Origin of the sequence: Streptomyces sp. NBC_01306 (assembly GCF_026340465.1) — a bacterium.
In the GTDB taxonomy this organism is placed as follows: Bacteria; Actinomycetota; Actinomycetes; order Streptomycetales; family Streptomycetaceae; genus Streptomyces.
Genome location: NZ_JAPEPC010000001.1, coordinates 4,591,158 through 4,618,059 on the forward strand (window position 1 = coordinate 4,591,158; position 26,902 = coordinate 4,618,059).

Here is a 26,902-nt window from a genome sequence, read left to right on the forward strand (position 1 = left end):
GCGGTCATCACAGCACCAGTCGCCCGGCCAGGTCCCGCAGCCGTAATCGGGCGAGCGCCAGATTGCCCTCGTCGCGGTCGAGCCAGAGATGCAGGAAGACGCTGCTGTCGAAGGTCGTCTCGACGAAGCGCAGGATGTGGTAACCGGTGCGGTTGGTGACGATGACGTCCTCGACCGGAAGTCCCTCACGCGGGGCGGGTGTTGAGAATCCCGGCAGCTCGCCGGTGGCCTCCGTGGCCGTGGCCGGTGCCGGGGCGAACGCGGGTTGTTCGGCGGCCATCCGGGCCAGCTCCGCGGTCTCGGCCGCGGTCGCCTCGTGGTCGTTGTTCGGTGACTCGCCGATGGTGCCGAGTGCGAGTCCGCTGGTCCAGTCGACCACGGCGGCACCGAGGGAACCGGGCAGCCGCATGGCTTCCAGCAGACACTCGTCGATTCCGGGCACGCGGAACTCCCCTCCCAGCGTGGTGCGCGTGGCCGCGGGGGCGGCCGTGCAGCAGTGACGGCCAAGTTACGCAACGTTCAGCACTCTGAGGGGAGTTCTGGCATTTTCCAGCGGAACATGCGCGGCGGGATTAGGGTCTGCGTTCCGGCTGTGCTCGCGCCTTCGGCCGGTGCGTGTCAGAGCAGCGCGTCCGTGTGCGCCCCGCCCGACTCGGCGACGATCTCCGCCACGCTCTGCGCGTCCCGCACCGTCGCGAACCGGACACCCCGCGCGCCGGACGCGGTCTCGGCCGCCGCCCCCGCCGCGAACCCGTAAACCGCGGGCCTGGCAAGGCTGTTGTACGCGTAGTGGTGCGCGAAGTAGTACGCCCCGGTGTCCAGCACCGCCACGTAGTCCCCCTGACCGAGCAGCGGCAGCTCCCGGTCCTCCGCCAGCAGGTCGCCCGCGAAGCAGGCGGGGCCCGCGATGTCCTGAGCGGTGACGGGGGCCGTACTGGGGCGGCCCTCACTGTCGTACGCGGCGATCCGCAGCGGCCAGGAAGCGGGCGCGTACACGGTGCGGGTGGCCACCTGGACCCCGGCGTGGGTGACAGCGATGGCCCGGCCGCCCGCCGACTTGGCGTACTCGACGCGGGCCAGGATCGTGCCGTGCTTGGCGAGCAGCGAGCGGCCGAACTCGGTGACCAGGCCGTAGCGGCCGTCGAGCAGGCCGGGCGCGGTCGCCTTGAGGAGCCGTGCGTACTCGGCGTACGTGGGGGTCTCGCCGTCCGACGAGAAGTTCACCGGGAGGCCGCCGCCGATGTCGATGGTGTCGATCTGCTGCCTGCCCGCCGCCGCGTTGATCTCCTCGGCCAGTTCGTGGACGGCCCGTACGCCCTCGGCCATGAGCGCCAGCGGTACGCCCTGTGAGCCCGAATGGGTGTGCAGCCGGTTCAGCCAGGGGCGGTCCAGGAAGGCGCGGACGACCCACTCGCGGGCGCCCTCGTCGCGCAGCGCCACCCCGAACTTGGAGGTCGCGGTGGCCGTCGACAGCGCGCCGATGGAGCCGGCGCCGGTCTGTGGATTGACGCGCAGGCCCAGCGGTGAGGCCGTCGGGGCCGACCGGACGAGGGCGTCGAGCCGGGCCAGCTCCTGCGGGTTGTCGGCGTTCACGGCGATCCCGATGGCGAGCGCCTCGCGCAGCTCGGCGGGGGTCTTGGCGGGGGAGTCCAGCACGGTATGCGCCGGGCGCACCCCCGCGGCGCGGGCCAGCGCCAGCTCACCCGGGCTCGCGACCTCCGCGCCGATGCCCTCATCGGCGAGCAGCCGCAGCACGGGGACGAGCGGGGCCGCCTTCACGGCGAAAGCGTGCAGAACGGAGGTACCCGGCGGGGTGACCTCCTCGAAGGCGGCCCGCAGGGCGGCCGCGCCGGAGCGGATGCCGTGGATGTCCAGGAGCCCGACGACGGGGCTCTCCGGCCCGGCGAGACCGGTCGCCACCGCGGCTCGTACGGCCTGCTCACGCCGTGCGACGGCACCCGTCTCGGAACCCGCACCGGCGCCCGTAGCCGAACCCGTACGCGAACCCGTGCCGGAGCCCGTCTCGGCGGCTGTTCCAGAACCCGTTTCAGAAGCCATGTGATCCAGCCAATCATCGACTGGGGTGGGGTGGGATGCCCGAGCGTATTGACTAGTTCTATTCATCTGGTCAAGATGTGAATAGAACGTGTAACAGTGTGGCATCGAGGAGGCAGACCATGTCAGGACCCCGGCCGGTACGAGCGCCGCGCGGTACGGAGCTGAGCACCCTGGGATGGCAGCAGGAGGCCGCCCTGCGCATGCTCCAGAACAACCTGGACCCGGAGGTCGCCGAGCACCCCGACAAGCTCGTCGTCTACGGCGGCACCGGCAAGGCCGCCCGCGACTGGTGCTCCTTCGACGCCATGGTGCGCACGCTGCAGACGCTCAAGCAGGACGAGACGATGCTCGTCCAGTCGGGCCGCCCGGTCGGCGTGATGCAGACCCACGAGTGGGCCCCGCGCGTGCTCATCGCCAACTCCAACCTGGTGGGTGACTGGGCCAACTGGGAGGAGTTCCGGCGGCTCGAATCGCTCGGGCTCACCATGTACGGCCAGATGACGGCCGGCTCCTGGATCTACATCGGCACCCAGGGCATCCTCCAGGGCACCTACGAGACCTTCGCCGCCGTCGCCGCCAAGCGCTTCAACGGCACGCTCGCCGGGACCATCACGCTCACCGCCGGGCTCGGCGGCATGGGCGGCGCCCAGCCGCTCGCCGTGACGATGAACGACGGCGTCGCGATCTGTATCGACGTCGACCCGCGTGCCATCGAGCGCCGTATCGAGCACCGCTACCTGGACGTCCGCGCGAACTCCCTGGAGCACGCCCTCCAGCTCGCCACCGAGGCGCGCGACGCCCGCAAGCCGCTCTCCATCGGCCTCCTCGGCAACGCCGCCGAACTGCTGCCCCGGATGCTCGCCGAGGGCGCGCCGATCGACATCGTGACGGACCAGACCTCCGCCCACGACCCGCTCGCCTACCTGCCGCTCGGCATCGACTTCGACGACATGGCCGCGTACGCCGCCGAGAAGCCCGCCGACTTCACGGTGCGCGCCCGCGAGTCGATGGCCCGGCACGTCGAGGCCATGGTCGGCTTCATGGACGCCGGGGCCGAGGTCTTCGACTACGGCAACTCCATCCGCGGTGAAGCCCAACTCGCCGGTTACAGCCGGGCGTTCGACTTCCCCGGCTTCGTGCCCGCCTATATCCGCCCGCTCTTCTGCGAGGGCAAGGGACCGTTCCGCTGGGCCGCGCTCTCCGGTGAGGCCGCGGACATCCACAAGACGGACAAGGCGCTCCTGGAGCTGTTCCCGGAGAACGAGTCGCTGCACCGCTGGATCAAGATGGCCGGTGAGCGCGTCCACTTCCAGGGCCTGCCCGCCCGCATCTGCTGGCTCGGCCAGGGCGAGCGCGACAAGGCCGGCGCCCGCTTCAACGACATGGTCGCCGACGGCACCCTCGCCGCCCCGCTGGTCATCGGCCGCGACCACCTCGACTGCGGCTCGGTCGCCTCTCCGTACCGCGAGACCGAAGCCATGCTCGACGGCTCCGACGCCATCGCGGACTGGCCGCTGCTCAACGCCATGGTCAATGTCGCGTCCGGTGCCTCCTGGGTCTCCATCCACCACGGCGGCGGGGTCGGCATGGGCCGCTCCATCCACGCCGGGCAGGTCTCGGTGGCCGACGGCACCCCGCTCGCGGGCGAGAAGATCCGCCGGGTGCTCACCAACGACCCGGGCATGGGCGTCATCCGCCATGTCGACGCCGGATACGACATCGCCGAGCGGGTGGCCGACGAGCGCGGCGTCCGCATCCCGATGCGTGAGGGCGGGCAGCAGTGACCTCCTCGTTCCACGAGATGTGGGCGGAGCTGCTGCCCATCGGCCGCAGCTCCGAGTCCGGCGGGTACCGCCGGCACGCCTGGACCGGCGCCGACGCCGACTGCCGCGCCTGGTTCAAGGACCAGGCGCTGGCCCGCGGTCTCACCTACGAACTCGACCGCAACGGCAACCAGTGGGCCTGGCTGGGTGACCCGCTGGGCACCGACGCCGTCGTCACCGGCTCGCATCTGGACTCCGTACCGGACGGCGGTGCCTTCGACGGCCCTCTCGGGGTGGTCTCCTCCTTCGCCGCGCTCGACGAACTCCGCCGCAGGGGAGCCGAGTTCACCAGGCCGCTGGCGATCAGCAACTTCGGCGACGAGGAAGGAGCCCGCTTCGGGCTCGCCTGTGTGGGCTCCCGGCTCGCCGCCGGACAGCTCACCGTCGACCAGGCGCACCGGCTCCGCGACGGCGACGGCATCTCGCTGCCCGACGCCATGGAGCAGGCCGGGTACGACCCCGCCGGTATCGGCCCCGACCCCCAGCGGCTCGCCCGGATCGGCGCCTTCGTCGAGCTCCATGTGGAGCAGGGGCGCGCCCTCGACCTCAGCGGCGACCCGGTCGGTATCGCCTCGGCGATCTGGCCGCACGGCCGCTGGCGGTACGACTTCCACGGCGAGGCCAACCACGCCGGGACGACCCGTCTGGTGGACCGCCGCGACCCGATGCTGACGTACGCCGAGACGGTCATCGCCGCCCGCCGCCAGGCGGAACTCGCGGGCGCCGTGGCCACCTTCGGCAAGGTCTCCGTCGAGCCGAACGGGGTCAACGCGATCCCCTCCCTGGTGCGCGGCTGGCTCGACTCGCGCGCCGCCGACCAGTCGACCCTGGACACGGTCATCGCCGGTATCGAGCAGGCGGCCAGGGAACGCGGCGAGCGGGACGGCGTGGACGTCCGCGTCACCCGGGAGTCCTTCACCCCCGTCGTCGAGTTCGAGCACGCCCTGCGCGACGAACTCCGCAAGATCCTCGGTGGCGACGGCACCGACGTGCCCGTTCTCGGAACGGGCGCGGGACACGACGCCGGGATCCTCTCCGCGTCCGTCCCGACCGCCATGCTGTTCGTACGCAACCCCACGGGCGTCTCGCACTCCCCGGCGGAGAACGCCGGTGAGGACGACTGCCTGGCCGGGGTGACCGCACTCGCCGATGTACTGGAGGGCCTGGCGTGCAGGTGACGTACTGGCTGGAACACGCCTGGCTCGACACACACGTCGAGCCGGGCGTCGTCCTGGAGACCGACCAGGGCCGGATCACGGCTGTCCGCAAGGAGGTGCCGGCGCCACCGCCCGGCGCGACGGCCCTGCGCGGCCTGACCATCCCGGGCCTGGCGAACGCCCACAGCCACGCCTTCCACCGCGCCCTGCGGTCCGCCGCCCAGGTGGGCTCCGGCACCTTCTGGACCTGGCGCGACGTGATGTACGGCGTGGCCGCCCGGCTGACCCCGGACACCTACCACGCGCTCGCCCGCGCGGTGTACGCCGAGATGGCGATGGCCGGGATCACCGTGGTCGGTGAATTCCACTATGTGCACCACACGCCGGGTGGCGCCGCCTACGACGACCCGAACGCGATGGGCGAGGCGCTGATCGCCGCCGCCGACGACGCGGGCATCCGCATCACCCTCCTCGACACCGCCTATCTGGCGTCCGGGATGATCGACAAGTACCGCAGCGCGGAGCCCGAGAAGCACCAGCTGCGCTTCTCCGACGGCTCGGCGCAGAGCTGGGCCGAGCGGGTGTCCCTGCTGAAGGACCGCGACCACGCCCGGATCGGCGCGGCCGTCCACTCCGTGCGCGCGGTCCCGGCCGACCAGCTCGGCACCGTGGCCGCCTGGGCCGGGAGCCGGCGGGCCCCGCTGCACGTCCACCTCTCCGAGCAGACCGCCGAGAACGAGTCCTGCCTGGCGGCGCACGGCTGCACGCCCACCCGGCTGCTCGCCGACCACGGAGTCCTCGGGCCCCGCACCACCGGCGTCCACAACACCCATCTCACCGACGAGGACATCCGCCTCCTCGGCTCCTCGGGGACCGGCACCTGTATGTGCCCCACCACCGAACGCGATCTCGCCGACGGCATCGGCCCCGCCGCCCGGCTCCAGCACGCGGGCAGCCCGCTCTCCCTGGGCAGCGACAGCCACGCCGTGATCGACATCCTCGAAGAGGCCCGCGCCCTGGAGCTCAACGAACGGCTGCGCTCGCGCACCCGGGGCCACTGGACGGCAGCGGCCCTGCTGCGCGCTGCCACCGACGACGGGCACAACGCGCTCGGCTGGCCCGAGGGAGGCGTCATCGAGACCGGCGCGCTCGCCGACCTCACGACGATCGCACTCGACACGGTCAGAACAGCGGGGCCCGTACCGCGCCTCGGAGCGGAGACCGCGGTATTCGCCGGCTCCGCAGCCGACGTACGCCACACGGTCGTGGGCGGCCGCCATGTCGTACGCGACGGAGTCCACGCACTGGTCCAGGACGTCCCGCACGCACTGGCCGAGTCGATCGCGGCGCTGCGTCCCTGACCCCGAACCCGTACACGTAGGAGCACACCGCGATGACGAACCCCGCCACCGCCCTCACCCACATCGGCAGTCTGGTCACCAACGACCCCTCCCTCGGGGACGGATCCCCGCTCGGTCTGATCCAGGACGCGGCGCTCGTCATCGACGGCGACCGCATCGCCTGGGTCGGTGAATCCAGCAAAGCACCCGCCACTGACAACGCGGTCGACGCGGGCGGCCGGGCGGTGATCCCGGGGTTCGTCGACTCGCACTCCCACCTGGTCTTCGCGGGCGACCGGACGGCCGAGTTCAACGCGCGCATGTCGGGCCGCAGTTACTCGGCGGGCGGGATCCGCACCACGGTCGCCGCCACCCGCACCGCCACCGACGAGCAGCTCTCGGCGAACGTCGCCGCGTACCTCCACGAGGCGCTCCGCCAGGGCACCACCACGCTGGAGACGAAATCCGGCTACGGCCTGACCGTCCAGGACGAGGCGCGGGCCCTGCGGATCGCGGCCCGCCACACCGAAGAGGTCACCTACCTGGGTGCCCACATCGTCGCGCCCGAGTACGCCGACGACCCCGCCGGCTACGTCGATCTGGTCACCGGCGAGATGCTCGACGCCTGTGCGCCGCACGCCCGCTGGGTCGACGTGTTCTGCGAGAAGGGCGCCTTCGACGGCGACCAGGCCCGCGCGATCCTCACCGCCGGGCGGGCCAGGGGCCTGCATCCGCGCGTCCACGCCAACCAGCTCGGTCACGGGCCGGGGGTGCAGCTGGCCGTCGAGCTGGACGCCGCTTCGGCCGACCACTGCACCCATCTCACCGACGAGGACGTCACGGCCCTGGCCGACGGCGACACCGTGGCCACACTGCTGCCGGGCGCCGAGTTCTCCACCCGCGCAGCCTGGCCGGACGCCCGCCGCCTCCTCGACGCCGGGGTGACGGTCGCGCTCTCCACCGACTGCAACCCGGGCTCGTCGTTCACGTCCTCCATGCCGTTCTGTATCGCCCTGGCGGTACGGGACATGGGGATGAGCCCGGACGAGGCGCTCCGGGCGGCCACCGCGGGCGGCGCGCAGGCGCTGCGCCGCACGGACATCGGCCGTCTCGTGCCGGGGGCCAGGGCGGACCTGACCCTGCTCGACGCCCCGTCCCACGTCCACCTCGCCTACCGGCCCGGTGTCCCGCTGGTCTCGGGGGTGTGGCAGCGCGGAACCCGGGTGGTCTGACCCCGGCCCGGTCTCACTCAGCCCGCGTGCCAGCTCCGTTCACGAGCGGCGTACGCGGGCTGCACGAGCGCCGTACGTGCGCCTGTACCGGCTCCGTACGCAGGTCGGCTGGACCGGGCCCCGCACGCGGAAGAGCCGGTCCCGGCGAGCGGGACCGGCTCTTCCGCCGAGGCGCTGCCCGGCCGGTGTACGGACGGACGCTCCTCGTGACGGTGCCTCACTGCTCCAGGGTCAGCCCCTTGCGCAGCTTCACCAGAGTGCGCGACAGCAGCCGCGACACATGCATCTGCGAGATGCCCAGCTCTTCGCCGATCTCCGACTGCGTCATATTGGCGACGAAGCGCAGCGACAGGATCTGCCGGTCGCGCGAGGGGAGCCCGGCTATGAGGGGCTTGAGCGACTCGATGTACTCGACGCCTTCGAGGTCGTGGTCCTCGTAGCCGATCCGGTCGGCCAGCGCGCCCTCGGACTCGTCCTCCTCGGGCTGGGCGTCCAGCGAGCTCGCGGTGTACGCGTTGCTCGCCGCCATCCCTTCGACGACCTCTTCCTTGGTCAGGTCGAGGCGCGCGGCGAGTTCCGCCACGGTCGGGGAGCGGTCGAGCTGCTGGGCGAGCTCGTCGCCTGCCTTGGCGAGGTCGAGACGGAGCTCCTGGAGACGGCGCGGCACCCGCACCGACCAGGACGTGTCACGGAAGAAACGCTTGATCTCGCCGATGATCGTCGGCATCGCGAATGTGGGGAATTCCACGCCCCTGCTGAGCTCGAAGCGGTCTATCGCCTTGATCAGACCGATCGTGCCGACCTGGATGATGTCTTCCATCGGTTCGCTGCGTGAGCGGAACCGGGAGGCGGCGAACTTGACCAGGGCCAGGTTGAGCTCGACGAGCGTGTTGCGGACATACGCGTACTCGTGCGTTCCCTCTTCGAGGGACTCCAGCCGCGAGAAGAGCGTCTTCGACAGGGCCCTGGCGTCCAGCGGGCCCACTTCGTCGTACGGCGGAATCTCAGGAAAATCCTCGATTCCGGACTCGATCCGGTGGGGCTGGGTAGGACGTGCAGTCGACGTATCGCTGCGGGATTCGTCGAGCCGGGGTGACATGGTGTCCTCCATGGTTCTCGGCATATGGCTGCCGATGCCTGTGTTCAGCGGTGTAGCGGCGCCTCCGAAGCCGGCCATGTTCGAATGATGTCGCTACTACCCCTATCGGCTTGTGACGGACAAGCGCAAGTGTTAAATGTCCGTATTGGTAAGGTTTGTTGTGGTTGTTCGGCTACCGGTCGGCGTACGGAAGGCGTAGTCTTCGTCGCACGTCAGCGACATCTCCAACACGGCGAAGAGGAACGGACATGGACCGCGAGACGGTCGGCAGCATGAACCGGGGCCGGCTTCAGGTCGAAGTCAGGTCCGTGGGCCGGAGTGAGGTCGTGACTCCGGCAGGTGAGCTTGATCACCACACTGCCGAATTGCTGAGCGAGCCGCTGGATCAGGCGCTGGAGCGCGGCCGGTCGAGACTGGTCATCGACTGCTCCCGGCTGGAATTCTGCGACTCGACCGGACTGAACGTGCTCCTCGGGGCCCGTCTCAAGGCGGAGGCCGCCGGGGGAGGGGTTCACCTGGCCGGGATGCTTCCCGTGGTGGCCAGAGTGTTCGAGATCACAGGCGCCGAGGCGGTCTTCACCGTGCACGATTGTCTCGAAGACGCGCTGCGCGACTGATCCGCACACTCTGTTGAAAGAAATGAGTGTTGTCACCATTAGGCAGGGCAGGAGTCCCTCCGCAATCTCTGTACCGCTGACTTTTTTGAACTGGTGAATCGGTGAGGTGAAGCGCTGATGAGCACCACCCGGCAGCAGCCGCCGGGGGACCTCGGCCCCGAGCGCGACGGCGCCGGACCAGCCTCTACCGTGTCCGCCGAAGGCCGCATCCGCACGCTCTCCCTGCAGAGTGCGAGCGGCATTGTTCCGCTGGCGCGTGATTTCACGCGCCAGGCGCTCTACGACTGGGCCTGGCTGCCCGCCGGGAGCGCCGACCGCCGTGCCGCGGCGGAGGACGTCCTGCTGGTCGTGTCCGAGCTGGTCACCAACGCGTGCCTGCACGCCGAGGGCCCCGAGGAGCTCCGCGTCTCGTACGGGCAGAAGGTGCTCCGTCTTGAGGTCGCCGACCGTGGCGCGGGCCAGCCCGCACCGCGCAGCCCGCACCGGGCCGGCCGGCCCGGCGGGCACGGCATGTTCATCGTGGAGCGGCTCTGCCTCGACTGGGGCGTGGTCCGTACGCCCGGCAGGCCCGGCAAGATGGTCTGGGCCGAGCTGGCCGCGCTGGCGTAGGCCTCCCACCTCTTCTTTCTCCTCTTCCCCCTGAGCGCACCGATCCGGTGCGCTCTTTGTCTTCCCTCGGCAAGGGCTCCGGCGTACCTTGAGCGCCCAATCTGATGTGTCGTCAGTAACTTAGCGGCGGCATCCGGCATAAGGGGTTTCGAGGTGTCGTACCAGAAGCGGACAGCGTTTGCGCTGGCGGCGGCCGTCGCGGGCTCGGTGGTGCTGATGACCGCACCGGCAGCCCAGGCCGACGTGGTGGACGTCAACTACCAGTGCAAAACGCCGATCGGAAACAAAGGAGCCGTCTCGCCCATCGACATCAAGGGCGTCAAGAGCGGCAGCGGCTACACCCTGACCATGTCCTTCCAGAAGGGCGTCTCGTCCAGCCCGGTCGAACTGGGCAAGGGCGCCATGAAGCCCAGCGCGCTCATCAAGCTGGGCGGCGCCGAGAGCGGGACGGTCCCGGTATCGGGAGCCACCAACTCGGCGGCCATACCCGCCAACTCACCCATCAAGATCAGTGACCTGTCGGGCACCTACACGCCCAAGAAGAGCGGCAAGGTCACCTTCACCGCGTCGACGCTGACCATCAAGGCGCTCGGCACGACGACCACCTGCACTCCGTCCAACAGCCCCAAACCCTCACTGGAACTGACGGTCGCCGGATCGGGCGGCGGCGGTACGAGCGGGGGCAGCGGCTCGACGGGCGGCGGCAGTACGAGCGGTGGCTCCGGCTCGTCGCAGAGCACCGGCGGCAGCCTGCCGAAGACCGGGCCGCTCGACTCCACGATGGCGCTCGGCACGCTCGGCGGGACCGTGCTGCTCAGCGGGGCCGCGGGGGTGCTGTGGCTGACCCGGCGGGGCCAGCGGTCCGCCTGACACCTGCCGGGACCAGGGAGGCGGTCCAAGCAACAGGGAGTTCTCTCATGCTCACGCGCAACATCCGTTCCGCCGTGCTCACGGCTGCCGTACTGCTCTGCTCCGCCGTGCCCGCGCTCGTACCCGCGGCCGCGGCCGAGCCGGCGGCCGGCGGACCCGGCTGGACGGCGGCGCCCGCGTCCGGCGCCGGCACCAGGCCGAGCGCCGACGGCCGCCCGTACTTCTATCTGGAGGGCGCACCGGGGACCGTCCTGGAGGACACCCTGGCGCTGACCAACCCGGGGAAGAAGGCCGTGACCGTACGGCTGCGGGGGGCCGAGGCGTACAACACGGCATCCGGCGGGTCCGCGCTCCGCGCCACGGACCACAGCTGGATCACCCCGGCCGCCCGCACGGTGAAGGTCCCGGCGCGCACCAGCGCCCGGGTCCCCTTCAGCGTCACCGTCCCCACCACCGCCGAACCGGGTGACCACCCGGCCGCGATCGTGGCGGCGGCGGGCGGACATGAGACCGGGGTGCGGGTGCAGCTGCGGGTGAGCGGGCCCACGCTCTCGGCGCTGACCGTCGAGGACGTCCGGATCGACAAGGGCCGGGGGCTGATCCACTACACGGTGGTCAACCGCGGCAACACCGCCCTCACCCCGCACCTCGACATACGCACCGAAGGACCCATCAGCGGCGCTCACCACATCACCGGGCGCACGCTGCCGGTGGAACTGCTGCCCGGACGGCGCGCACAGCTCACGGAGAAGTGGCCGCATCCGCCGGCGCTCGATTCGGCGTCCGTGCACCTCGCGGTCACGGCCGGGGGCGGAGCGCACGGGACGGGGTCCGCGTCGGCGGTGTTCGTGCCGTGGTGGCGCCTGGCGGGGGCCGCGGTCCTGGTGCTCGCCGGTACGGGCGGCTGGTTCGCCGTACGGCGCAGACGCCTCCGCGGCAAGGGAGACGGAACGGGAACGGGGACGGGCTCAGGACCGGACCCGTACGAAGGCGACAGCAGCACCAGGGACATGACGTACACCGACAGCGAACCGGCGACGGCGGGAGCGGCAACGTGAAGATCGAACCCGCCCGTTGGCTGCGGGCCCTCGGGAGCTGGGGGGCCGCCCTGGCCTTCCTCCTGGCACTGCTCCCCGCCCTGGTCCTGGCCCCGGCCACCGGCGCCGCCGCGGCCGGCAAGCCGGGCGCCACACTCTCCCAGCAGCAGGCGGGCAAGGGCGGCGACATCACCGTCAAGGGCACGGGCTGGCGCCCCGACGCGCTGCTCATGATGCTGATCTGCGGTCAGGCCACCCCGGCCCGGGGCGTGATCGGCGGCACCAACTCCTGCGCCAACTCCGAGGGACGCGCCGTCACCACCGACTCCAAGGGCGGCTTCAGCAAGAAGCTGCCGGTGGCCGAGCCGCCCAAACCCTGCCCGTGCGTGGTGCACATCGCGACCGTGACCGGTGAACAGGCCGCGGCCGACGTGGTGTTCAAGGTCGCGGGGCATCCGGTCGCGGCTCTGCCGAAGCCCCCGCCCGGGAGGCTGGCGGTGCTGTCCGACGCCCGGCTCGAAGGGTCGAGCGGAGTCCTCACCTGGTTCGGGGCGCCGCCCGGCCGGACCATCGTGTTCACCGTCGGCAATCTCGGCTCGACGCCCGTCAAGGACCCGCTCTTCTCGCTGGGCACCTCGCACGGCGTGTTCGCCCCGCAGTGGGAGGACCGGCAGTGGCACGGCACGGTCGCACCCGGCAGGAAGGCGCAGATCAGACTGGATGCCGAACTGTCGGCCGGCGCCCACGGCGACTACCAGGTCGCGGTGAAGTACGCCGGCAAGGTGCTGGTCGAGCAGCCCTGGGGGGTGGGGCGCCCGTGGGGTGTCACGTTCTTCTGGCTGCTGCTCTGCGTGGTCGTACCGGCCGCCGTGTTCCGTATCGGCATGGCGATCGTCGACAAGGTCAGGCCGCGGGGCGCACGCGGTACGGCCGGTGGCGCCGGCCGCCACCGGAACGCGCTGCTGCCCGGACTCACCCTGAGAATGCCCGCGTTGCGCAGGCCCGAGCGGGCGGCACCGCCCGGCGACGGGACGCACCCCTCTACGACCACGGTTCTGCCGTGGTTCACCCCGGACACCGCACCGTCTGAGAACAACCCGTCTGAGAAACACCTGTCTGAGAACCACCCGGCTGAGAAGCACCCGACGACGAAGGGAAACTCGTGATCAGACAACGGAGGATGAGCGCGGCAGGATTCGCGCTGATGCTCGGCGGTGCGGGGATCATGCTGGCCGCGGGCCCTGCCCAGGCCGCGGACGTCTCGTACAAGACCGAGTGCATACCGCCCGCGATTTCCGGGCTGCCGCCCATCGAGGGCACGACCGAGGTGGCGATCACGGCGCCCGCCACGGCGAAGGTGGGCGACGAGGTCGACGTCGTGTGGAAGACGGTCTCGGCCGCCTCCAAGAACCCCGACATCCTCGATCTGGACGCCAACACCGTGCAGCCGACCGGCACGATCAAGGTCGGCGGGGCGCAGACAGCGGATCTCGCCATGCAGGGACCCCGGACGAACCCGCCCATTCCCAAGGGCGCCCCGATGGTCCTCTCCGACATGACGGCCAAGCTGAAGCTGACCAAGGCCGGGGACGTCACGCTGACGGCCGACAAGTACAACATCAACGTCAGCAAGCCGATCTCCACGGACACCAAGTGCTCGCCCAAGGAGACGGTGAAGTCGTCGGCCACCATCAAGGTCACGGACGGCGGCGGAACCACCACCGGCGGGACCACGACGGGCGGTACGACCACCGGCGGTACGACGGCCGGGACGACCACCGGCGGGACCACCACGGGCGGTACGACGGCCGGGACGACCACCGGCGGGACCACCACCGGCGGGACCACCACCGGCGGGACCACCGCCGGGACGACCACAGGCGGTACGAGCACCGGTGGGAGCACCACCGGCGGCAGCACCACGGGCGGCACCGGGGGCGCGACCGACTTTCCCGGCAAGCAGGTCTCCGTCGCCTACGCCTGCAAGACACCCATCGGCGACAAGAACGCCACATCGCCGGTGCAGATCAACGCGAAGAAGAGCGGCGGGGACTACGGCCTCACCGTGAAGTTCAGCAAGTCCGTGATGGACAGCCCGGCCGACATTCCCGCCGGTTCGGTCGTCCCGTCCATGGACGTCAAGCTCGGCGGCTCCGACAAGGGCACGGTCCATGTGGTGGGCCCGGCCAACAAGTCGGCCATCAAGTCGGGCGCACCCATCGAGATCCCCGACCTCACCGGCACGTACAAGCCGGGCGCGAGCGGCAAGACGACGCTCAGCCCCGGCGTACTGACGGTCAAGGCGCTCGGTACGACCACCACCTGCACCCCGCCGGCGAACGTCGCTGTCTCACTGAACCTGGACACGTCGGCCCAGCCGGGCGGCGCGTCGGGCGGCACGTCGACCGGCGGGACCACCGGCGGCACGGCGACGGGCGGCTCGGGCGGCAGCACCAGCACCAGCGGTGGCCTCGCCGAGACCGGTGCGAGTGACAACGGCGCCCTGCGGGCGCTCGGCCTGGTGGCCGGCACCGTGATCCTGCTGGGCGGCGCGGTGTTCACCTTCACCCCGTGGAGGAGGCTGCGCGGCACCCGCTGACCCGGCCGTGACGGCACCGGGCCCGCCGCCGTCACGGTGAGGGCCCGGTGTACGGGGGACAGGCCCCGGAGGCTCGGCGCGTACGACACAGGCCCCGCCGCACCTGACCGGTGCGGCGGGGCCTGCGTACGGATGGAGCGGGTACGGACCGCGTCAGCGGACGTCGCCCATGAGCTCCTTGACCTTGCCGCGGTACATCCAGACGGCTATGGCCGCGACCACCGCGAGCGCCGCTTCAAGGCCGACCATGCCGGACTTGTTGAGGTTCACCCCGGAGAGCGACATCAGGCTGGTGACGCAGTCGCCGGCCGTGACGGCGAGGAACCACACACCCATCATCTGGCTGGCGTACTTGGCCGGAGCCATCTTCGTGGTTACCGAGAGGCCGACCGGGGAGAGGCAGAGCTCGCCGACGGTCTGGACGAAGTAGATCGCCACCAGCCACATCGGGCTGACCTTCGAGCCGTCCGTCGTCGACATCAGCGGCAGCATGAAGACGAAGAAGGAGACGCCGATCAGGAAGAGACCCGAGACGAACTTGACGACCGTGCTCGGCTCCTTGCCCCTCTTGTTGAGAGCCAGCCAGATCCAGGCGACGACCGGGGCCAGCGCCATGACGAAGACCGGGTTCACCGACTGGTACCAGGACGTCGGGAAGTGGAAGCCGAGCAGGCTGTTCGTCGTGGAGTCCTCGCCGAAGAGCGACATGGTGGAGCCGCCCTGGTCGTAGATCATCCAGAAGACGGCCGCGGCCACGAAGAACCAGATGTAGCCGGAGATCTTCTTCTGCTCAAGGCCGGACAGCTCCCGGTCGCGCTTCATGCGCACCAGGACACCGATCGGGATGAGCAGACCGAGCACGGTGATCGGGTAGAGCGCCCAGTTCTGGGTGAAGGCGCCGCTGAAGACCACGATGCCGTAGAAGACCGCGGCGATGATCAGGCAGATCAGGCCCTTGGTCAGGACCGAGCTGCGCTCCTGCGCCGACAGGGGCTTCGGGACGACGCTGCTGCGCTCGCTCAGATGGCGCGTGCCGATGAGGAACTGGATCAGGCCCAGCGCCATACCGACCGCCGCGAGGGCGAAGCCGAGGTGCCAGTTCACGTTCTCGCCGACCGTACCGATGACCAGCGGCGCGAAGAAGGAACCGATGTTGATGCCCATGTAGAAGACGGTGAAGCCACCATCCCTGCGCGGGTCGTCGGGGCCCTTGTACAGGTGCCCGACCATCGTCGAGATGTTGGCCTTCAGCAGCCCGGAACCGAACGCGACGAGCGCCAGACCCGCGAAGAACGAGCCCGTGCCCGGCAGCGCCAGGGTGAGGTGCCCGACCATGATGATCGAGGCCGCGATGGTGACCGTCTTGCGGGCTCCCCAGACACGGTCGCCGAACCAGCCGCCCGGCATGGTGAGCAGGTAGACCATCGCCAGGTAGATCGAGTAGATCGCCGTGGCGGTGGCGGCGCTCAGATGCGGACCGGTGCTGGACACCAGGTACAGCGGGAGCAGAGCCCTCATGCCGTAGAAGCTGAAACGCTCCCACATCTCCGTCATGAAGAGCGGTGCCAGGCCGCGGGGGTGTCCGAAGAAGGTCTTTTCCGGGGTCTCCGGTGCCTTCGTCAGGCTTGACGCCATGGTCGTTCCTTGCTTTTCGGGACGCATCGCAGAACGGTGACGCGCCCGGTGGGGGGTGGCCGGCACCGGCATGGTCCGTCCCCGCCCCACGCCTGAGGGGCCAGCCGGATGTATTCCGTACCGAAGGGGGAGACCACACAGGGATCCACGCCCCGCGCGCTTCCTCGCACACAGGGCCCGGCCGCTAGGTCATTCACTGTCCACGCGGCCGGAGTGCCAACCGCGCACAGAATAAGAGGTCTTTAGCGCGTCATGGCAGGCCAAAGAACCCGAAGTACTGCAACAGGCGTCTCGCCACCATAAAGAGGCAGCTGCGGCATTTGAAAGGGGTTGAGACATGGATCACAGGTGAAGACAGGAACCGGCCGCTGTATCGAAGGTAACAACACGTATGGCCGCCCAGAGCCGCAGCCCTTCGCGATCACCTCACGAGCACGACCCGTCGCGGTCTACCATCACCTTCATGACCCGTGTACTGCTCGCCGAGGACGACGCATCCATCTCGGAGCCGCTGGCCCGCGCACTGCGTCGGGAGGGTTACGAGGTCGAGGTGCGGGAAGACGGACCGACCGCGCTCGACGCCGGCCTTCAAGGAGGGATCGACCTGGTCGTCCTGGATCTGGGCCTGCCCGGCATGGACGGCCTGGAGGTGGCCAGACGGCTGCGCGCCGACGGGCACACCGTGCCCGTCCTGGTGCTCACCGCCCGCGCCGACGAGGTCGACACGGTGGTCGGCCTGGACGCCGGCGCCGACGACTACGTGACCAAGCCGTTCCGGCTCGCCGAACTGCTGGCGCGGGTACGGGCCCTGCTGCGGCGCGGCGCCGCCGAGACCGCCCCGCAGCCCGCCACCCACGGCGTACGGATCGACGTCGAGTCGCACCGCGCGTGGATGGGCGACGAGGAACTCCAGCTCACGGCAAAGGAGTTCGACCTGCTGCGGGTCCTGGTCAGGGACGCCGGCCGGGTCGTCACCCGGGACCAGCTGATGCGCGAGGTCTGGGACACCACCTGGTGGTCGTCCACCAAGACGCTCGACATGCACATCTCCTGGCTGCGCAAGAAGCTCGGCGACGACGCGGCGAACCCGCGCTATATCGCCACCGTGCGGGGCGTCGGCTTCCGCTTCGAGAAGAGCTGAGTCCAGGACGAGCTGAGTCCAAGGCGAGCTGAGCCCGAGAAGAGCTGAGGCCGCGGGCCGGGCCGTCGCCGGTGCGGCCCGCCCCGGCACCCGCAGCCACCCGGCCCCGAGGGCGCACCGCCCCGGCCCCGCGGGCGCCGACTGCGACACTTGGCGCATGCGCCGCCGACTCATCAACTCCACGCTCGCCGTCGTACTCGTCGTGATCGCCGTCTTCGGCGTCTCGCTCGTCATCGTCGAGACGCGCACCATCAGCAGCAGTGCCCAGGAGAGCGTGGACTCCGAGGCCCTGCGCCTCGCGAGCATCGTCGAGAGCCGGATCGTCGGCAAGGAACGGGTCACCGGGTCGGTCCTGCACGATCAGGTCGAGGCCCACCGCTACGCAGTGATCAAGATCCCCGGCCGGGACACCGTCAGGCTCGGCACCGAACCGCAGGGCAACGTCATCCGGTCCAGGGCGACCGGCGCCCACGGCGAGGAGGTCACGGTCGAGGAAGCGGGCTCCACCGTGACCCGCGAGGTCGGCCGCACCCTGCTCATCATCGGCGCGGTGGCCCTTCTGGCGATCATCTCGGCGGTGCTCCTCGCCGTACGCCAGGCCAACAAGCTCACCTCGCCGCTCACCGACCTCGCCGAGACCGCCGAACGCCTCGGCTCCGGCGACCCGCGCCCCCGGCACAAGCGGTACGCGGTTCCCGAGCTGGACCGGGTCGCCGATGTGCTGGACTCGTCGGCCGAGCGGATCACCCGGATGCTGACCGCCGAGCGCCGGCTGGCCGCCGACGCCTCGCACCAGCTCCGTACGCCGCTGACGGCGCTCTCCATGCGGCTGGAGGAGATCACCCTCACCGAGGACCTGGACACGGTGAAGGAGGAGGCGACCATCGCGCTGACCCAGGTCGAGCGGCTTACGGACGTCGTGGAGCGGCTGCTGACCAACTCCCGCGACCCGCGCACCGGCTCCGCCGTCACCTTCGATCTGGACGAGGTCGTCACCCAGCAGCTCCAGGAGTGGCGCCCGGCGTACCGCAGCGCGGGGCGCGCGATCGTACGGTCGGGGAAGCGCGGGCTGCGGGCCATCGGCACGCCCGGCGCGGTGGCCCAGGTGATGGCCGCCCTGATCGAGAACTCGCTGATGCACGGTGGCGGCACCGTCGCGGTCCGTACGCGGGTCACCGGCACCCAGACGGTCGTCGAGGTGACGGACGACGGGCCCGGTGTGCCGCCCGACCTGGGGGCGCGGATCTTCGAGCGGACCATCAGCGGCCGCAACTCCACCGGCATCGGCCTCGCCGTGGCCCGTGACCTGGCGGAGGCGGACGGCGGACGGCTCGAAATGCTCCAGCAGCACCCTCCGGTCTTCGCGCTCTTCCTGAGCCGGGTGTCGAAGAACCCGCCGCAGCAGAACAGCGCCCCGGACCCGCAGCCGACGATCCGGTGACGGGGAGACCTACTCCGGGCCGGCCTCGACCAGGGCGGGAGACGGGGCTGCCGGTTCCCGGGCGGGCAGCGTCCGGAAGACCCAGGTGCGGTAGGACCAGAAGCGGAAGAGCGTCGCGACGGCGATACCGAGGAACTTGAAGAAGTTGCTCTGCAGCGGGGAGTTCCAGTCGGCGCCGTATGTCGCCGCGTAGAGGACCCCGTTCTCTATGACCGCGCCGACCAGGCTGAACAGCAGGAACAGCCCCATCTCCCGGGCCCGGCCGCTCTTCTCACGGTCCCGGTAGGCGAAGTACCGCAGGCCGACGTAGTTGAAGACGACCGCGATGACGGTCGCCAGCACGCTGGCCCGTACCACCTGCAGGGAGGTCGTGTGGCGGAGCAGGTTGAACGCCGCCATGTTGACCAGCAGGCCCAGGGCGCCCACCGCGCCGAACTTGGCGACCTCGCGCCAGAGCCGCTGCACCCGCGTCCGCATCCCGCCGGAATCGCTCATGGTGGTCGATAGCCCCGTTCGGTCGAGTGAGTCAACGGTCGGTCGAGTCCGTCAACTCGCCCATGCTAGCCAGTGCTCCGTTCGGGTGCCCGGTCAAGGCTGTGACGTGCTGGCATGCGGGCTACGGGGCTGCGGATACCCTGGGGTACGTGACGTTCCCCGTAGTCGGCATGGTCGGTGGCGGACAGCTCGCCCGGATGACCCACGAGGCGGGTATCCCCCTCGGCCTCAAATTCAAGCTGCTCAGTGACACCCCGCAGGACTCGGCGGCCCAGGTGGTCAGCGAAGTCGTCATCGGCGACTACCGCGACCTGGACACGCTGCGCGACTTCGCACGCGGCTGCGACGTGATCACCTTCGACCACGAGCATGTGCCCGCAGGGCATCTGCGCGCCCTGGAGGCGGAGGGCATCCCCGTCCGGCCGGGCCCGCACGCGCTGGTGCACGCGCAGGACAAGGGGGTGATGCGCGAGCGGCTCACCGCGATCGGGGCCCCCTGCCCCCGCCACCGCATCGTCTCCGACCCGGCCGACGCGGTCGCCTTCGCGGACGAGGTGGGCGGCTTCCCGGTCATCCTCAAGACGGTCCGGGGCGGCTACGACGGCAAGGGTGTCTGGTTCGTACGCTCCCTCGCGGACGCCGAAGCCCCCTTCAAGGCGGGCGTCCCGGTGCTGGCCGAGGAGAAGGTCGACTTCGTACGGGAGCTGGCGGCGAACGTCGTACGCTCCCCGCACGGCCAGGCCGTGGCCTACCCGGTGGTCGAGTCCCAGCAGGTGGACGGGGTCTGCGACACCGTGATCGCCCCCGCCCCCGGCATCAGCGAGGAGCTGGCGGGCGAGGCCCAGCAGCTCGCCCTGCGGATCGCCGCCGAGCTGGATGTGACCGGCCACCTCGCCGTCGAACTCTTCGAGATCCGGGGAGCCGACGGCACGCCCGGCATCCTCGTCAACGAGCTCGCGATGCGCCCGCACAACTCAGGCCACTGGACCCAGGACGGCGCGATCACCTCGCAGTTCGCCAACCACGTGCGCGCGGTCCTGGACCTGCCGCTGGGCGACCCGCGCCCGCGCGCCCGCTGGACGGTCATGTGCAACGTCCTGGGCGGCGACTACCCCGACATGTACCAGGCCTATCTGCACTGCATGGCCCGCGACCCCCAGCTCAAGATCCACATGTACGGCAAGGACGTGAAGCCGGGGCGCAAGGTCGGCCACGTCAACACCTACGGCGACGACCTCGACGACGCACTGGAACGCGCCCGTCATGCCGCCGGATACCTGCGAGGGACGATCACCGAATGACCTCTCCGTCAGCTTCCCCGGCCCCTGCGGCTTCCGGGGCCCCCGTCGTCGGCATCGTGATGGGCTCGGACTCCGACTGGCCCGTCATGGAGGCCGCCGCCAAGGCCCTGGACGAGTTCGGGGTGGCGTACGAGGTGGATGTCGTCTCCGCCCACCGGATGCCGCGCGAGATGATCGCGTACGGCGAGCAGGCGGACGGCCGGGGGCTCCGGGTGATCATCGCGGGCGCCGGGGGAGCGGCGCATCTGCCGGGGATGCTGGCCTCGGTCAGCCCGCTGCCGGTCATCGGCGTCCCGGTGCCGCTGAAGTACCTGGACGGAATGGACTCGCTGCTCTCCATCGTGCAGATGCCGGCCGGCGTCCCGGTGGCGACGGTCTCGGTGGGCGGCGCGCGCAACGCGGGGCTGCTCGCCGTCCGCATCCTGGCCGCGTCCGACCCGCGACTCCAGGACAAGATGCGGGAGTTCCAGCAGAAGCTGAACGACGAAGCGACGGAGAAGGGCACCCGGCTGCGCGCCAGGGCGGCGGGCGCGGAGACCTTCGGATTCGGAAAGTAGGCGGTTCCCATGAGCAATCACCTCACCGAGGCGCTGGACCTGCTCGCCGAGTACCCGGTCGTGGACGGCCACAACGACCTGCCCTGGGCGCTGCGTGAGAACGTCCGGTACGACCTCGACGCGCTGGACATCGCCCGCGACCAGACCGGCCACCTCCACACCGACCTGCACCGGCTGCGCAAGGGCGGCGTCGGCGCGCAGTTCTGGTCGGTCTACGTCCGAAGCGACATGGCGGGCGAGGACGCGGTCAGCGCGACGCTGGAGCAGATCGACGTCGTGGACCAGCTGCTCACCCGCTACCCCAACGACCTGGTCCGCGCGCTGACCGCCGACGACATGGAGAAGGCCAGGAGCCAGGGCCGCATCGCATCCCTGATGGGCGCCGAGGGCGGCCACTCCATCAACAACTCGCTGGGCACCCTGCGCGCCCTGCACACGCTGGGCGTGCGCTACATGACGCTCACGCACAACGACAACATCGCCTGGGCGGACTCCGCGACCGACGTCGTGAAGGCCCGCGGGCTGACCGCCTTCGGCCACGAGGTCGTCCGCGAGATGAACCGCACCGGGATGCTGGTGGACCTCTCTCATGTGGCGGCGTCCACGATGCGCGACGCGCTGGCGACGTCGACGGCGCCGGTGATCTTCTCGCACTCCTCGTCCCGTACGGTCTGCGACCACCCGCGCAACATCCCGGACGACGTCCTCGCGCTGCTCCCGGCGAACGGTGGCATCGCGATGGCCACGTTCGTCCCGAAGTTCATCCTCCCGGAAGCGGTCGCCTGGACCGCCCGCGCGGACGAGAACATGCGCACCCACGGGCTGCACCACCTGAACACGACGCCCGCGGGGCTGAAGGTCCAGCGCGCCTTCGAGGAGGCGCACCCCCGCCCGATGGCCACCGCGTCGACGGTCGCCGACCACCTGGACCACATGCGTGAGGTCGCGGGCGTCGACCACATCGGGATCGGCGGCGACTACGACGGCACGGCCTTCACCCCGGCGGGCCTGGAGGACGTGGCGGGCTACCCGAACCTGATCGGTGAGCTGATCGCCCGCGGCTGGTCGAAGCCGGACCTGGCGAAGCTGACCTGGCAGAACGCGGTACGGGTGCTGCGCGCGGCGGAGGACGTGGCCCGCGGCCTCCAGGCCGAGCGCGGCCCGTCCAACGCGACCCTCGCCGAGCTGGACGGCTGAGCCGGGCCTGACGCGGTACGGCTGGGTCGCGCGACCCAGCCGTACGCAACAGCCTTACGCAGCAGCCGACCCCGGGCTCAGCAGGCGCAGAGGCAGAACGGGTGCCCGGCGGGATCCGCGTACACCCGGAAGGTCCGCGACCTGTCCGCCGCGTCGAGCGCCTTCGCGCCCAGCGCCAGGATCTGCTGCTCGGCCGCGTCCAGATCCTCGACGGTCAGGTCCAGATGGAACTGCTGCGCTGCGTCGTCCGAGGGCCACTGCGGCGGTACGAACCCGGGTGACCGCTGGAAGTCGAGCTGTGTGCCCGGAAGGCCGGTGAGGCTGACCCACTCCGGGTCGTTGCTCTCGACCGTGCCGCCGATAACCGCCGCGTAGAAGGCGGCGAGCGCGGCTGGGTCAGGACAGTCCAGAACGACGGCGCCGAGCTTGGCTACGGCCATGGTGATCTCCCCGGTCGGTTTGACTACCGGCCCACACCTTCGACCGGTAACGGCCACCTCATGCTCCCCCATGGGCGGACGGACCACGAGGGAGTTTCGGCTTCCGGAAGAACCTAGGCCCGCGGGCGTCCCATCGCCCGGTACACCCAGCCGGCCTCCCGCCACGCCACCGGGTCCAGTGCGTTGCGGCCGTCCAGCAGTATCCGCTCGGAGGCCACCGCGCCCAGTGCCGCCGGGTCCAGCTCGCGGAACTCGCGCCACTCCGTGAGGTGCAGGACGACGTCCGCGCTCCGTACCGCGTCCAGCGCGGTCTCCGCGTAGCCGAGCGTCGGGAAGAGGCGGCGGGCGTTCTCCATGCCCTTGGGGTCGTAGACCGTGACCTGGCCGCCCTGGAGGTGGATCTGGCCGGCGACGTTCAGCGCGGGGGAGTCCCGTACGTCGTCCGAGTCCGGCTTGAAGGTCGCGCCGAGCACCGCGACCCGCTTGCCCAGGAAGGAGCCGCCGCCCACGGCCTCCCGCGCCAGCTCCACCATGTGGCCGCGGCGCCGCATGTTGATCGAGTCGACCTCGCGGAGGAAGGTCAGCGCCTGGTCGGCGCCCAGTTCGCCCGCGCGGGCCATGAAGGCCCGGATGTCCTTGGGCAGACACCCGCCGCCGAAGCCGATCCCGGCCCGCAGGAACTTCTTGCCGATGCGCTCGTCGTGCCCGAGCGCTTCCGCGAGCTTCGCGACGTCACCGTCGGCGGCCTCGCAGACCTCGGCCATCGCGTTGATGAAGGAGATCTTCGTGGCGAGGAAGGAGTTCGCGGCGGTCTTCACCAGCTCGGCCGTGGGGAAGTCGGTCACCACGAACGGGGACCCCTCGCCCACCGGCCCCGCGTACACCTCGCGCAGCAGCTTCTCGGCCCTCCCCCAGCTACCGCTGGGAGGTGCCCCCACGCTCTCCACACCGACGACGATCCGGTCGGGGTGCAGGGTGTCCTTGACGGCGAAGCCCTCCCGCAGGAACTCCGGGTTCCACGCCAGCTCCACACCCTCACCGGCGGGCGCGAGATCCCGGAGCATCCCGGCGAGCCTGGCCGCGCTGCCGACCGGCACGGTCGACTTGCCGACGACCAGCGCGTTCGCCTTCAGATGCGGTGCGAGCCAGCGGAAGGCGTTGTCGACGTACGACATGTCGCAGGCGTACTCGCCGTGCTTCTGCGGGGTGTTGCAGCACACGAAGTGCACATCGCCGAACTCGCCCGCCTCCTCCCACGAGGTGGTGAAGCGCAGCCGTCCGGTCGCCCCCTCGATGCCCGCGACGTGCCGCTGCAGAAGCTCTTCGAGACCGGGCTCGTACATGGGGACGCGCCCCTGCGAGAGCATCTCGATCTTCTCGGGGACGATGTCGAGACCGAGCACCTCGAAGCCCAGCTCAGCCATGGCCGCGGCGTGGGTGGCACCGAGATAGCCGGTACCGATCACGGTGATTTTCAGGGCCATCAGGAAGCTCCAGGGGGCGTACGGGATCGGGTGCGCGCCCGAGCATAGTCGGGCCGTTCGATGCCTGGCCCTACCCCTGTCGTGCAGCTCACGTATCCCTGGGGGCGGGCAGCCCCTAAAATCGGGTTACTTAACGGTAGTTAGCATCTTTGGGGAGTGAGTGACCTTGGCAGGTTCGCCCGATTTCGACCTGTACCGCCCGGCTGAGGAGCACGACATGCTCCGCGACTCGGTCCGCGCCCTGGCCGAGGCGAAGATCGCACCCTTCGCCGCCGCGGTGGACGAGGAAGCCCGCTTCCCGCAGGAGGCGCTGGACGCGCTGACCGCCGCCGACCTGCACGCCGTCCACGTACCCGAGGAGTACGGCGGCGCCGGGGCCGACGCGCTCGCCATGGTCATCGTCATCGAGGAGGTGGCCCGCGTCTGCGCGTCCTCCTCCCTGATCCCGGCCGTGAACAAGCTGGGCTCACTCCCGGTGATCCTCTCGGGCTCCGAGGACCTCAAGAAGAAGTACATGAGCCGCCTGGCCAAGGGCGAGGGCATGTTCTCGTACTGCCTGAGCGAGCCCGACGCCGGTTCGGACGCGGCGGGCATGAAGACCAGGGCCGTGCGCGACGGGGACTTCTGGGTGCTCAACGGCGTGAAGCGCTGGATCACCAACGCGGGCGTCTCCGAGTACTACACGGTGATGGCCGTCACCGACCCCACCAAGCGCTCCAAGGGCATCAGCGCCTTCGTCGTCGAGAAGTCCGACGAGGGCGTCTCCTTCGGCGCCCCCGAGAAGAAGCTCGGCATCAAGGGCTCCCCGACCCGTGAGGTCTACCTCGACAACGTTCGCATCCCCGCCGACCGCATGATCGGCGAGGAGGGCACCGGCTTCGCCACGGCGATGAAGACCCTGGACCACACCCGCATCACGATCGCCGCCCAGGCCATCGGCATCGCGCAGGGCGCGCTCGACTACGCCAAGGGCTACGTCCAGGAGCGCAAGCAGTTCGGCAAGCCGATCGGCGACTTCCAGGGCATCCAGTTCATGCTCGCGGACATGGCGATGAAGCTCGAAGCGGCCCGCCAGCTCACCTACTCGGCCGCCGCGAAGTCGGAGCGCCTCGACGGCGACCTGACGTTCTTCGGCGCGGCCGCCAAGTGCTTCGCGTCGGACGTCGCGATGGAGGTCACGACGGACGCGGTCCAGCTCCTCGGCGGGTACGGCTACACGCGCGACTACCCGGTGGAGCGCATGATGCGCGACGCGAAGATCACCCAGATCTACGAGGGCACGAACCAGGTCCAGCGGATCGTGATGGCCCGCAACCTGCCGTAGCGGCCAGGGCGCTGCCCGAGCACGCACACCATCGGACAGGGGTGAGCCCCCGGACCGCGGTCCGGGGGCTCACCCCTGTCTTCGGCCGGTCCGGACGGGGCCGGACAGCCCCTAGTTGCCCGAGACCGTCACCGTGTCGTCGTCCTTCAGCTCCTGCACCAGCTGCTTGACCTTGGTCTTGTCCCAGACCAGGTTGCCGCCGGTGGAGCCCGAGATCGGCATGTTCATCTGCTTGCCGTCGCCGCCGCCCTGCACACCCTTCATGGCCCAGAACATGGACGCCAGGTTCCACAGGCTCATGTCCTTGTCCACGATCACCGTGTCCAGGCCCGCGCCCATCACCGGGTAGAGCTTGAAGGGGTTCAGGATCGTGGACGGGGTGGCCGTCTGGGAGGCCAGGGCCGACAGGAACTTCTGCTGGTTCTTCGTACGCTGGAGGTCGCTGGCCGCGAAGGCGTGCCGGGTGCGGACGAAGGCCAGGGCCTGGCTGCCGTTGAGGGTCTGCTTGCCCGCCGGGAAGTCGGCGCCGGAGTCCTTGTCCTTGAACGCCTGCGGAATGTCCAGCTGAACCCCGCCGACCGCGTCCACGATGCTCGCGAAGCCGTCGAAGCCGATCTCCGCGTAGTGGTCGATGTGCAGCCCGGTGTTGTACTCGACGGTGCGCACCAGCAGCTCCGGGCCGTCCTCCGCGTACGCGGCGTTCAGCTTCGTCTGCCGGCCGGTGTTCGGGTAGAGCTTGCCGGACGACGAGCCCTTGTACGACGGGATCGTGACGTTCGAGTCACGGGGCAGCGAGACCATCGTGTCCCCGTGGTCACCGACGTGCAGGATGATCATGGAGTCGGTGCGCTTGCCCTCGGCGGAGCCGGTGTGCAGCTTCTTCTTGTCGGCCGCGGACATGCCGTCGCGGCTGTCCGAGCCCACGATCAGGTAGTTCGTGCCCTTGCCCGATGCGGGGCGGTCGATGACCTTGGAGAGGTCGACCTCGCGGCGCAGCTTCCCGTCGGCCCAGAAGTACGTACCGATGGAGGTGCCGAGGATCGCGATGATCAGGACCAGCGCGCCGATCTTGATGCGGCGGCGCCAGTTCGGAGGGGTACCCGGACGTGCGGTGGGGCGCGGGCCGCCGGTGCCCTGACCGCCCTGGCTTCTCTGGCTGCCGGGGCCCGAGGGGCCGCCCTGCCCGTAGACCTGGCCCGTGTTGTAGCCACTGTCGTACGGGGTGTCGTACCCGCCGTCGTAGCCCTGGCCCTGCTGCTGCCCGCCGTACTGCCGCTGGCTGGGTGGCGTTGAACGCTGCACGTGCGGCATGACCCGAGCACCGTCGGGCTGTGCGTTCTCGCTGCCGCGTCCGTAGCGGTCCCTGTCGTCCATGTGGACCAGTGTGCCGTCACGGTGCGTATGTATTACAGGGCGGGTGTGGAATCGGGGCAGTGCTGTTGCAGA

The 26,902-nt window shown here is 70.3% G+C and carries 24 protein-coding genes; 16 read left to right on the top strand and 8 right to left on the bottom strand.

Going from position 1 to position 26,902, the window contains the following annotated elements; genetic code table 11:
• Positions 1-7: 7 nt before the first annotated feature.
• Positions 8-442, bottom strand: a complete 435-nt coding sequence (locus OG385_RS20275; RefSeq protein ID WP_266856330.1) for a hypothetical protein — start codon at positions 440-442, stop codon at positions 8-10.
• A gap of 176 nt (positions 443-618) precedes the next feature.
• A complete protein-coding gene (locus OG385_RS20280; protein WP_266856332.1) occupies positions 619-2,058 on the bottom strand; it encodes a diaminopimelate decarboxylase in 1,440 nt (479 codons plus the stop codon).
• A gap of 119 nt (positions 2,059-2,177) precedes the next feature.
• Here OG385_RS20280 and hutU point away from each other — a divergent pair, with 119 nt between their 5' ends.
• From hutU to hutI, 4 genes are read left to right on the top strand one after another with little or no spacing between them, the layout of a single operon-like run.
• Positions 2,178-3,842 (top strand): urocanate hydratase, encoded by a 1,665-nt coding sequence (hutU, locus tag OG385_RS20285; RefSeq protein ID WP_266856334.1) that lies wholly within the window; start codon positions 2,178-2,180, stop codon positions 3,840-3,842.
• A 17-nt stretch (positions 3,843-3,859) separates the two neighbouring features.
• Complete coding sequence (locus OG385_RS20290) at positions 3,860-5,059, top strand: allantoate amidohydrolase (RefSeq protein ID WP_266861025.1); 1,200 nt, start codon at positions 3,860-3,862, stop codon at positions 5,057-5,059.
• On the top strand, positions 5,050-6,399 hold the full coding sequence (locus OG385_RS20295; RefSeq protein WP_266856336.1) for a formimidoylglutamate deiminase: 1,350 nt from the start codon (positions 5,050-5,052) through the stop codon (positions 6,397-6,399). Before OG385_RS20290 ends, OG385_RS20295 begins: the two co-directional genes overlap by 10 nt.
• Before the next feature lie 32 nt (positions 6,400-6,431).
• On the top strand, positions 6,432-7,610 hold the full coding sequence (gene hutI, locus OG385_RS20300; protein WP_266856338.1) for an imidazolonepropionase: 1,179 nt from the start codon (positions 6,432-6,434) through the stop codon (positions 7,608-7,610).
• A 217-nt stretch (positions 7,611-7,827) separates the two neighbouring features.
• Here the strand turns inward: hutI and OG385_RS20305 are convergent, their stop codons facing one another.
• Complete coding sequence (locus OG385_RS20305) at positions 7,828-8,721, bottom strand: RNA polymerase sigma factor SigF (RefSeq protein ID WP_266861026.1); 894 nt, start codon at positions 8,719-8,721, stop codon at positions 7,828-7,830.
• A 236-nt stretch (positions 8,722-8,957) separates the two neighbouring features.
• Between OG385_RS20305 and OG385_RS20310 the strand changes: the two genes are divergently transcribed.
• From OG385_RS20310 to OG385_RS20335, 6 genes are all read left to right on the top strand, one after another.
• Entirely contained in the window at positions 8,958-9,326 is a 369-nt protein-coding gene (locus OG385_RS20310; RefSeq protein ID WP_266856340.1) for an STAS domain-containing protein, read from the top strand.
• A gap of 117 nt (positions 9,327-9,443) precedes the next feature.
• On the top strand, positions 9,444-9,935 hold the full coding sequence (locus OG385_RS20315) for an ATP-binding protein (RefSeq protein WP_266856342.1): 492 nt from the start codon (positions 9,444-9,446) through the stop codon (positions 9,933-9,935).
• Between the two features lie 153 nt (positions 9,936-10,088).
• Entirely contained in the window at positions 10,089-10,805 is a 717-nt protein-coding gene (locus OG385_RS20320; protein WP_266856344.1) for a peptidase, read from the top strand.
• 47 nt (positions 10,806-10,852) lie between these two features.
• Positions 10,853-11,863, top strand: a complete 1,011-nt coding sequence (locus tag OG385_RS20325; protein ID WP_266856346.1) for a hypothetical protein — start codon at positions 10,853-10,855, stop codon at positions 11,861-11,863.
• A 2-nt stretch (positions 11,864-11,865) separates the two neighbouring features.
• The gene (locus tag OG385_RS20330; protein WP_266861027.1) at positions 11,866-13,008 is read left to right on the top strand and encodes a hypothetical protein; all 1,143 of its coding nucleotides are present in this window, start codon (positions 11,866-11,868) and stop codon (positions 13,006-13,008) included.
• Positions 13,009-13,022: 14 nt separating this feature from the next.
• Positions 13,023-14,441 carry a hypothetical protein gene (locus OG385_RS20335; RefSeq protein ID WP_266856348.1) on the top strand — a complete coding sequence of 473 codons (1,419 nt, stop codon included), beginning with the start codon at positions 13,023-13,025 and terminating at the stop codon, positions 14,439-14,441.
• Positions 14,442-14,594: 153 nt separating this feature from the next.
• Here OG385_RS20335 and OG385_RS20340 read toward each other — a convergent pair whose 3' ends face one another.
• On the bottom strand, positions 14,595-16,076 hold the full coding sequence (locus tag OG385_RS20340; protein WP_266856350.1) for a peptide MFS transporter: 1,482 nt from the start codon (positions 16,074-16,076) through the stop codon (positions 14,595-14,597).
• A 463-nt stretch (positions 16,077-16,539) separates the two neighbouring features.
• On the opposite strand from OG385_RS20340, the gene OG385_RS20345 reads away from it, so the two are divergent.
• Both OG385_RS20345 and OG385_RS20350 read left to right on the top strand, forming a co-directional pair.
• Positions 16,540-17,217, top strand: a complete 678-nt coding sequence (locus tag OG385_RS20345) for a response regulator transcription factor (RefSeq protein ID WP_164261518.1) — start codon at positions 16,540-16,542, stop codon at positions 17,215-17,217.
• A 157-nt stretch (positions 17,218-17,374) separates the two neighbouring features.
• Complete coding sequence (locus tag OG385_RS20350) at positions 17,375-18,658, top strand: ATP-binding protein (RefSeq protein ID WP_266856356.1); 1,284 nt, start codon at positions 17,375-17,377, stop codon at positions 18,656-18,658.
• Positions 18,659-18,667: 9 nt separating this feature from the next.
• On the opposite strand, the gene OG385_RS20355 is transcribed toward OG385_RS20350, so the two are convergent.
• On the bottom strand, positions 18,668-19,153 hold the full coding sequence (locus tag OG385_RS20355) for a GtrA family protein (RefSeq protein ID WP_266856358.1): 486 nt from the start codon (positions 19,151-19,153) through the stop codon (positions 18,668-18,670).
• 149 nt (positions 19,154-19,302) lie between these two features.
• Here OG385_RS20355 and OG385_RS20360 point away from each other — a divergent pair, with 149 nt between their 5' ends.
• From OG385_RS20360 to OG385_RS20370, 3 genes are read left to right on the top strand one after another with little or no spacing between them, the layout of a single operon-like run.
• Positions 19,303-20,454 (top strand): 5-(carboxyamino)imidazole ribonucleotide synthase, encoded by a 1,152-nt coding sequence (locus OG385_RS20360; RefSeq protein WP_266856360.1) that lies wholly within the window; start codon positions 19,303-19,305, stop codon positions 20,452-20,454.
• Positions 20,451-21,011 (top strand): 5-(carboxyamino)imidazole ribonucleotide mutase, encoded by a 561-nt coding sequence (gene purE / locus OG385_RS20365; RefSeq protein ID WP_266856362.1) that lies wholly within the window; start codon positions 20,451-20,453, stop codon positions 21,009-21,011. The genes OG385_RS20360 and purE overlap by 4 nt, the downstream gene beginning before the upstream one ends.
• A gap of 9 nt (positions 21,012-21,020) precedes the next feature.
• Positions 21,021-22,208, top strand: a complete 1,188-nt coding sequence (locus OG385_RS20370) for a dipeptidase (protein ID WP_266856364.1) — start codon at positions 21,021-21,023, stop codon at positions 22,206-22,208.
• 77 nt (positions 22,209-22,285) lie between these two features.
• On the opposite strand, the gene OG385_RS20375 is transcribed toward OG385_RS20370, so the two are convergent.
• Both OG385_RS20375 and OG385_RS20380 read right to left on the bottom strand, forming a co-directional pair.
• Positions 22,286-22,648: a VOC family protein gene (locus OG385_RS20375; RefSeq protein ID WP_266856366.1), complete on the bottom strand. Its 363-nt coding sequence runs from the start codon at positions 22,646-22,648 to the stop codon at positions 22,286-22,288.
• Between the two features lie 113 nt (positions 22,649-22,761).
• Positions 22,762-24,132, bottom strand: coding sequence for a UDP-glucose/GDP-mannose dehydrogenase family protein (locus OG385_RS20380; protein ID WP_266856367.1), 1,371 nt, complete (start codon positions 24,130-24,132; stop codon positions 22,762-22,764).
• A gap of 166 nt (positions 24,133-24,298) precedes the next feature.
• On the opposite strand from OG385_RS20380, the gene OG385_RS20385 reads away from it, so the two are divergent.
• The gene (locus OG385_RS20385; RefSeq protein WP_164261492.1) at positions 24,299-25,456 is read left to right on the top strand and encodes an acyl-CoA dehydrogenase family protein; all 1,158 of its coding nucleotides are present in this window, start codon (positions 24,299-24,301) and stop codon (positions 25,454-25,456) included.
• Between the two features lie 111 nt (positions 25,457-25,567).
• On the opposite strand, the gene OG385_RS20390 is transcribed toward OG385_RS20385, so the two are convergent.
• Positions 25,568-26,830: an LCP family protein gene (locus tag OG385_RS20390; protein ID WP_266856369.1), complete on the bottom strand. Its 1,263-nt coding sequence runs from the start codon at positions 26,828-26,830 to the stop codon at positions 25,568-25,570.
• Positions 26,831-26,902 lie beyond the last annotated feature (72 nt).

What these genes read in the sequence shown, in the direction of transcription:
- OG385_RS20280 (WP_266856332.1), bottom strand. Translation starts at nt 2,058, where the DNA reads ATGGCTTCTGAAACGGGTTCTGGAACAGCCGCCGAGACGGGCTCCGGC.
- hutU (WP_266856334.1), top strand. Translation starts at nt 2,178, where the DNA reads ATGTCAGGACCCCGGCCGGTACGAGCGCCGCGCGGTACGGAGCTGAGC.
- OG385_RS20290 (WP_266861025.1), top strand. Translation starts at nt 3,860, where the DNA reads ATGTGGGCGGAGCTGCTGCCCATCGGCCGCAGCTCCGAGTCCGGCGGG.
- hutI (WP_266856338.1), top strand. Translation starts at nt 6,432, where the DNA reads ATGACGAACCCCGCCACCGCCCTCACCCACATCGGCAGTCTGGTCACC.
- OG385_RS20305 (WP_266861026.1), bottom strand. Translation starts at nt 8,721, where the DNA reads ATGGAGGACACCATGTCACCCCGGCTCGACGAATCCCGCAGCGATACG.
- OG385_RS20310 (WP_266856340.1), top strand. Translation starts at nt 8,958, where the DNA reads ATGGACCGCGAGACGGTCGGCAGCATGAACCGGGGCCGGCTTCAGGTC.
- OG385_RS20315 (WP_266856342.1), top strand. Translation starts at nt 9,444, where the DNA reads ATGAGCACCACCCGGCAGCAGCCGCCGGGGGACCTCGGCCCCGAGCGC.
- OG385_RS20325 (WP_266856346.1), top strand. Translation starts at nt 10,853, where the DNA reads ATGCTCACGCGCAACATCCGTTCCGCCGTGCTCACGGCTGCCGTACTG.
- OG385_RS20335 (WP_266856348.1), top strand. Translation starts at nt 13,023, where the DNA reads ATGAGCGCGGCAGGATTCGCGCTGATGCTCGGCGGTGCGGGGATCATG.
- OG385_RS20340 (WP_266856350.1), bottom strand. Translation starts at nt 16,076, where the DNA reads ATGGCGTCAAGCCTGACGAAGGCACCGGAGACCCCGGAAAAGACCTTC.
- OG385_RS20345 (WP_164261518.1), top strand. Translation starts at nt 16,540, where the DNA reads ATGACCCGTGTACTGCTCGCCGAGGACGACGCATCCATCTCGGAGCCG.
- OG385_RS20350 (WP_266856356.1), top strand. Translation starts at nt 17,375, where the DNA reads ATGCGCCGCCGACTCATCAACTCCACGCTCGCCGTCGTACTCGTCGTG.
- OG385_RS20355 (WP_266856358.1), bottom strand. Translation starts at nt 19,153, where the DNA reads ATGAGCGATTCCGGCGGGATGCGGACGCGGGTGCAGCGGCTCTGGCGC.
- purE (WP_266856362.1), top strand. Translation starts at nt 20,451, where the DNA reads ATGACCTCTCCGTCAGCTTCCCCGGCCCCTGCGGCTTCCGGGGCCCCC.
- OG385_RS20370 (WP_266856364.1), top strand. Translation starts at nt 21,021, where the DNA reads ATGAGCAATCACCTCACCGAGGCGCTGGACCTGCTCGCCGAGTACCCG.
- OG385_RS20375 (WP_266856366.1), bottom strand. Translation starts at nt 22,648, where the DNA reads ATGGCCGTAGCCAAGCTCGGCGCCGTCGTTCTGGACTGTCCTGACCCA.
- OG385_RS20380 (WP_266856367.1), bottom strand. Translation starts at nt 24,132, where the DNA reads ATGGCCCTGAAAATCACCGTGATCGGTACCGGCTATCTCGGTGCCACC.
- OG385_RS20390 (WP_266856369.1), bottom strand. Translation starts at nt 26,830, where the DNA reads ATGGACGACAGGGACCGCTACGGACGCGGCAGCGAGAACGCACAGCCC.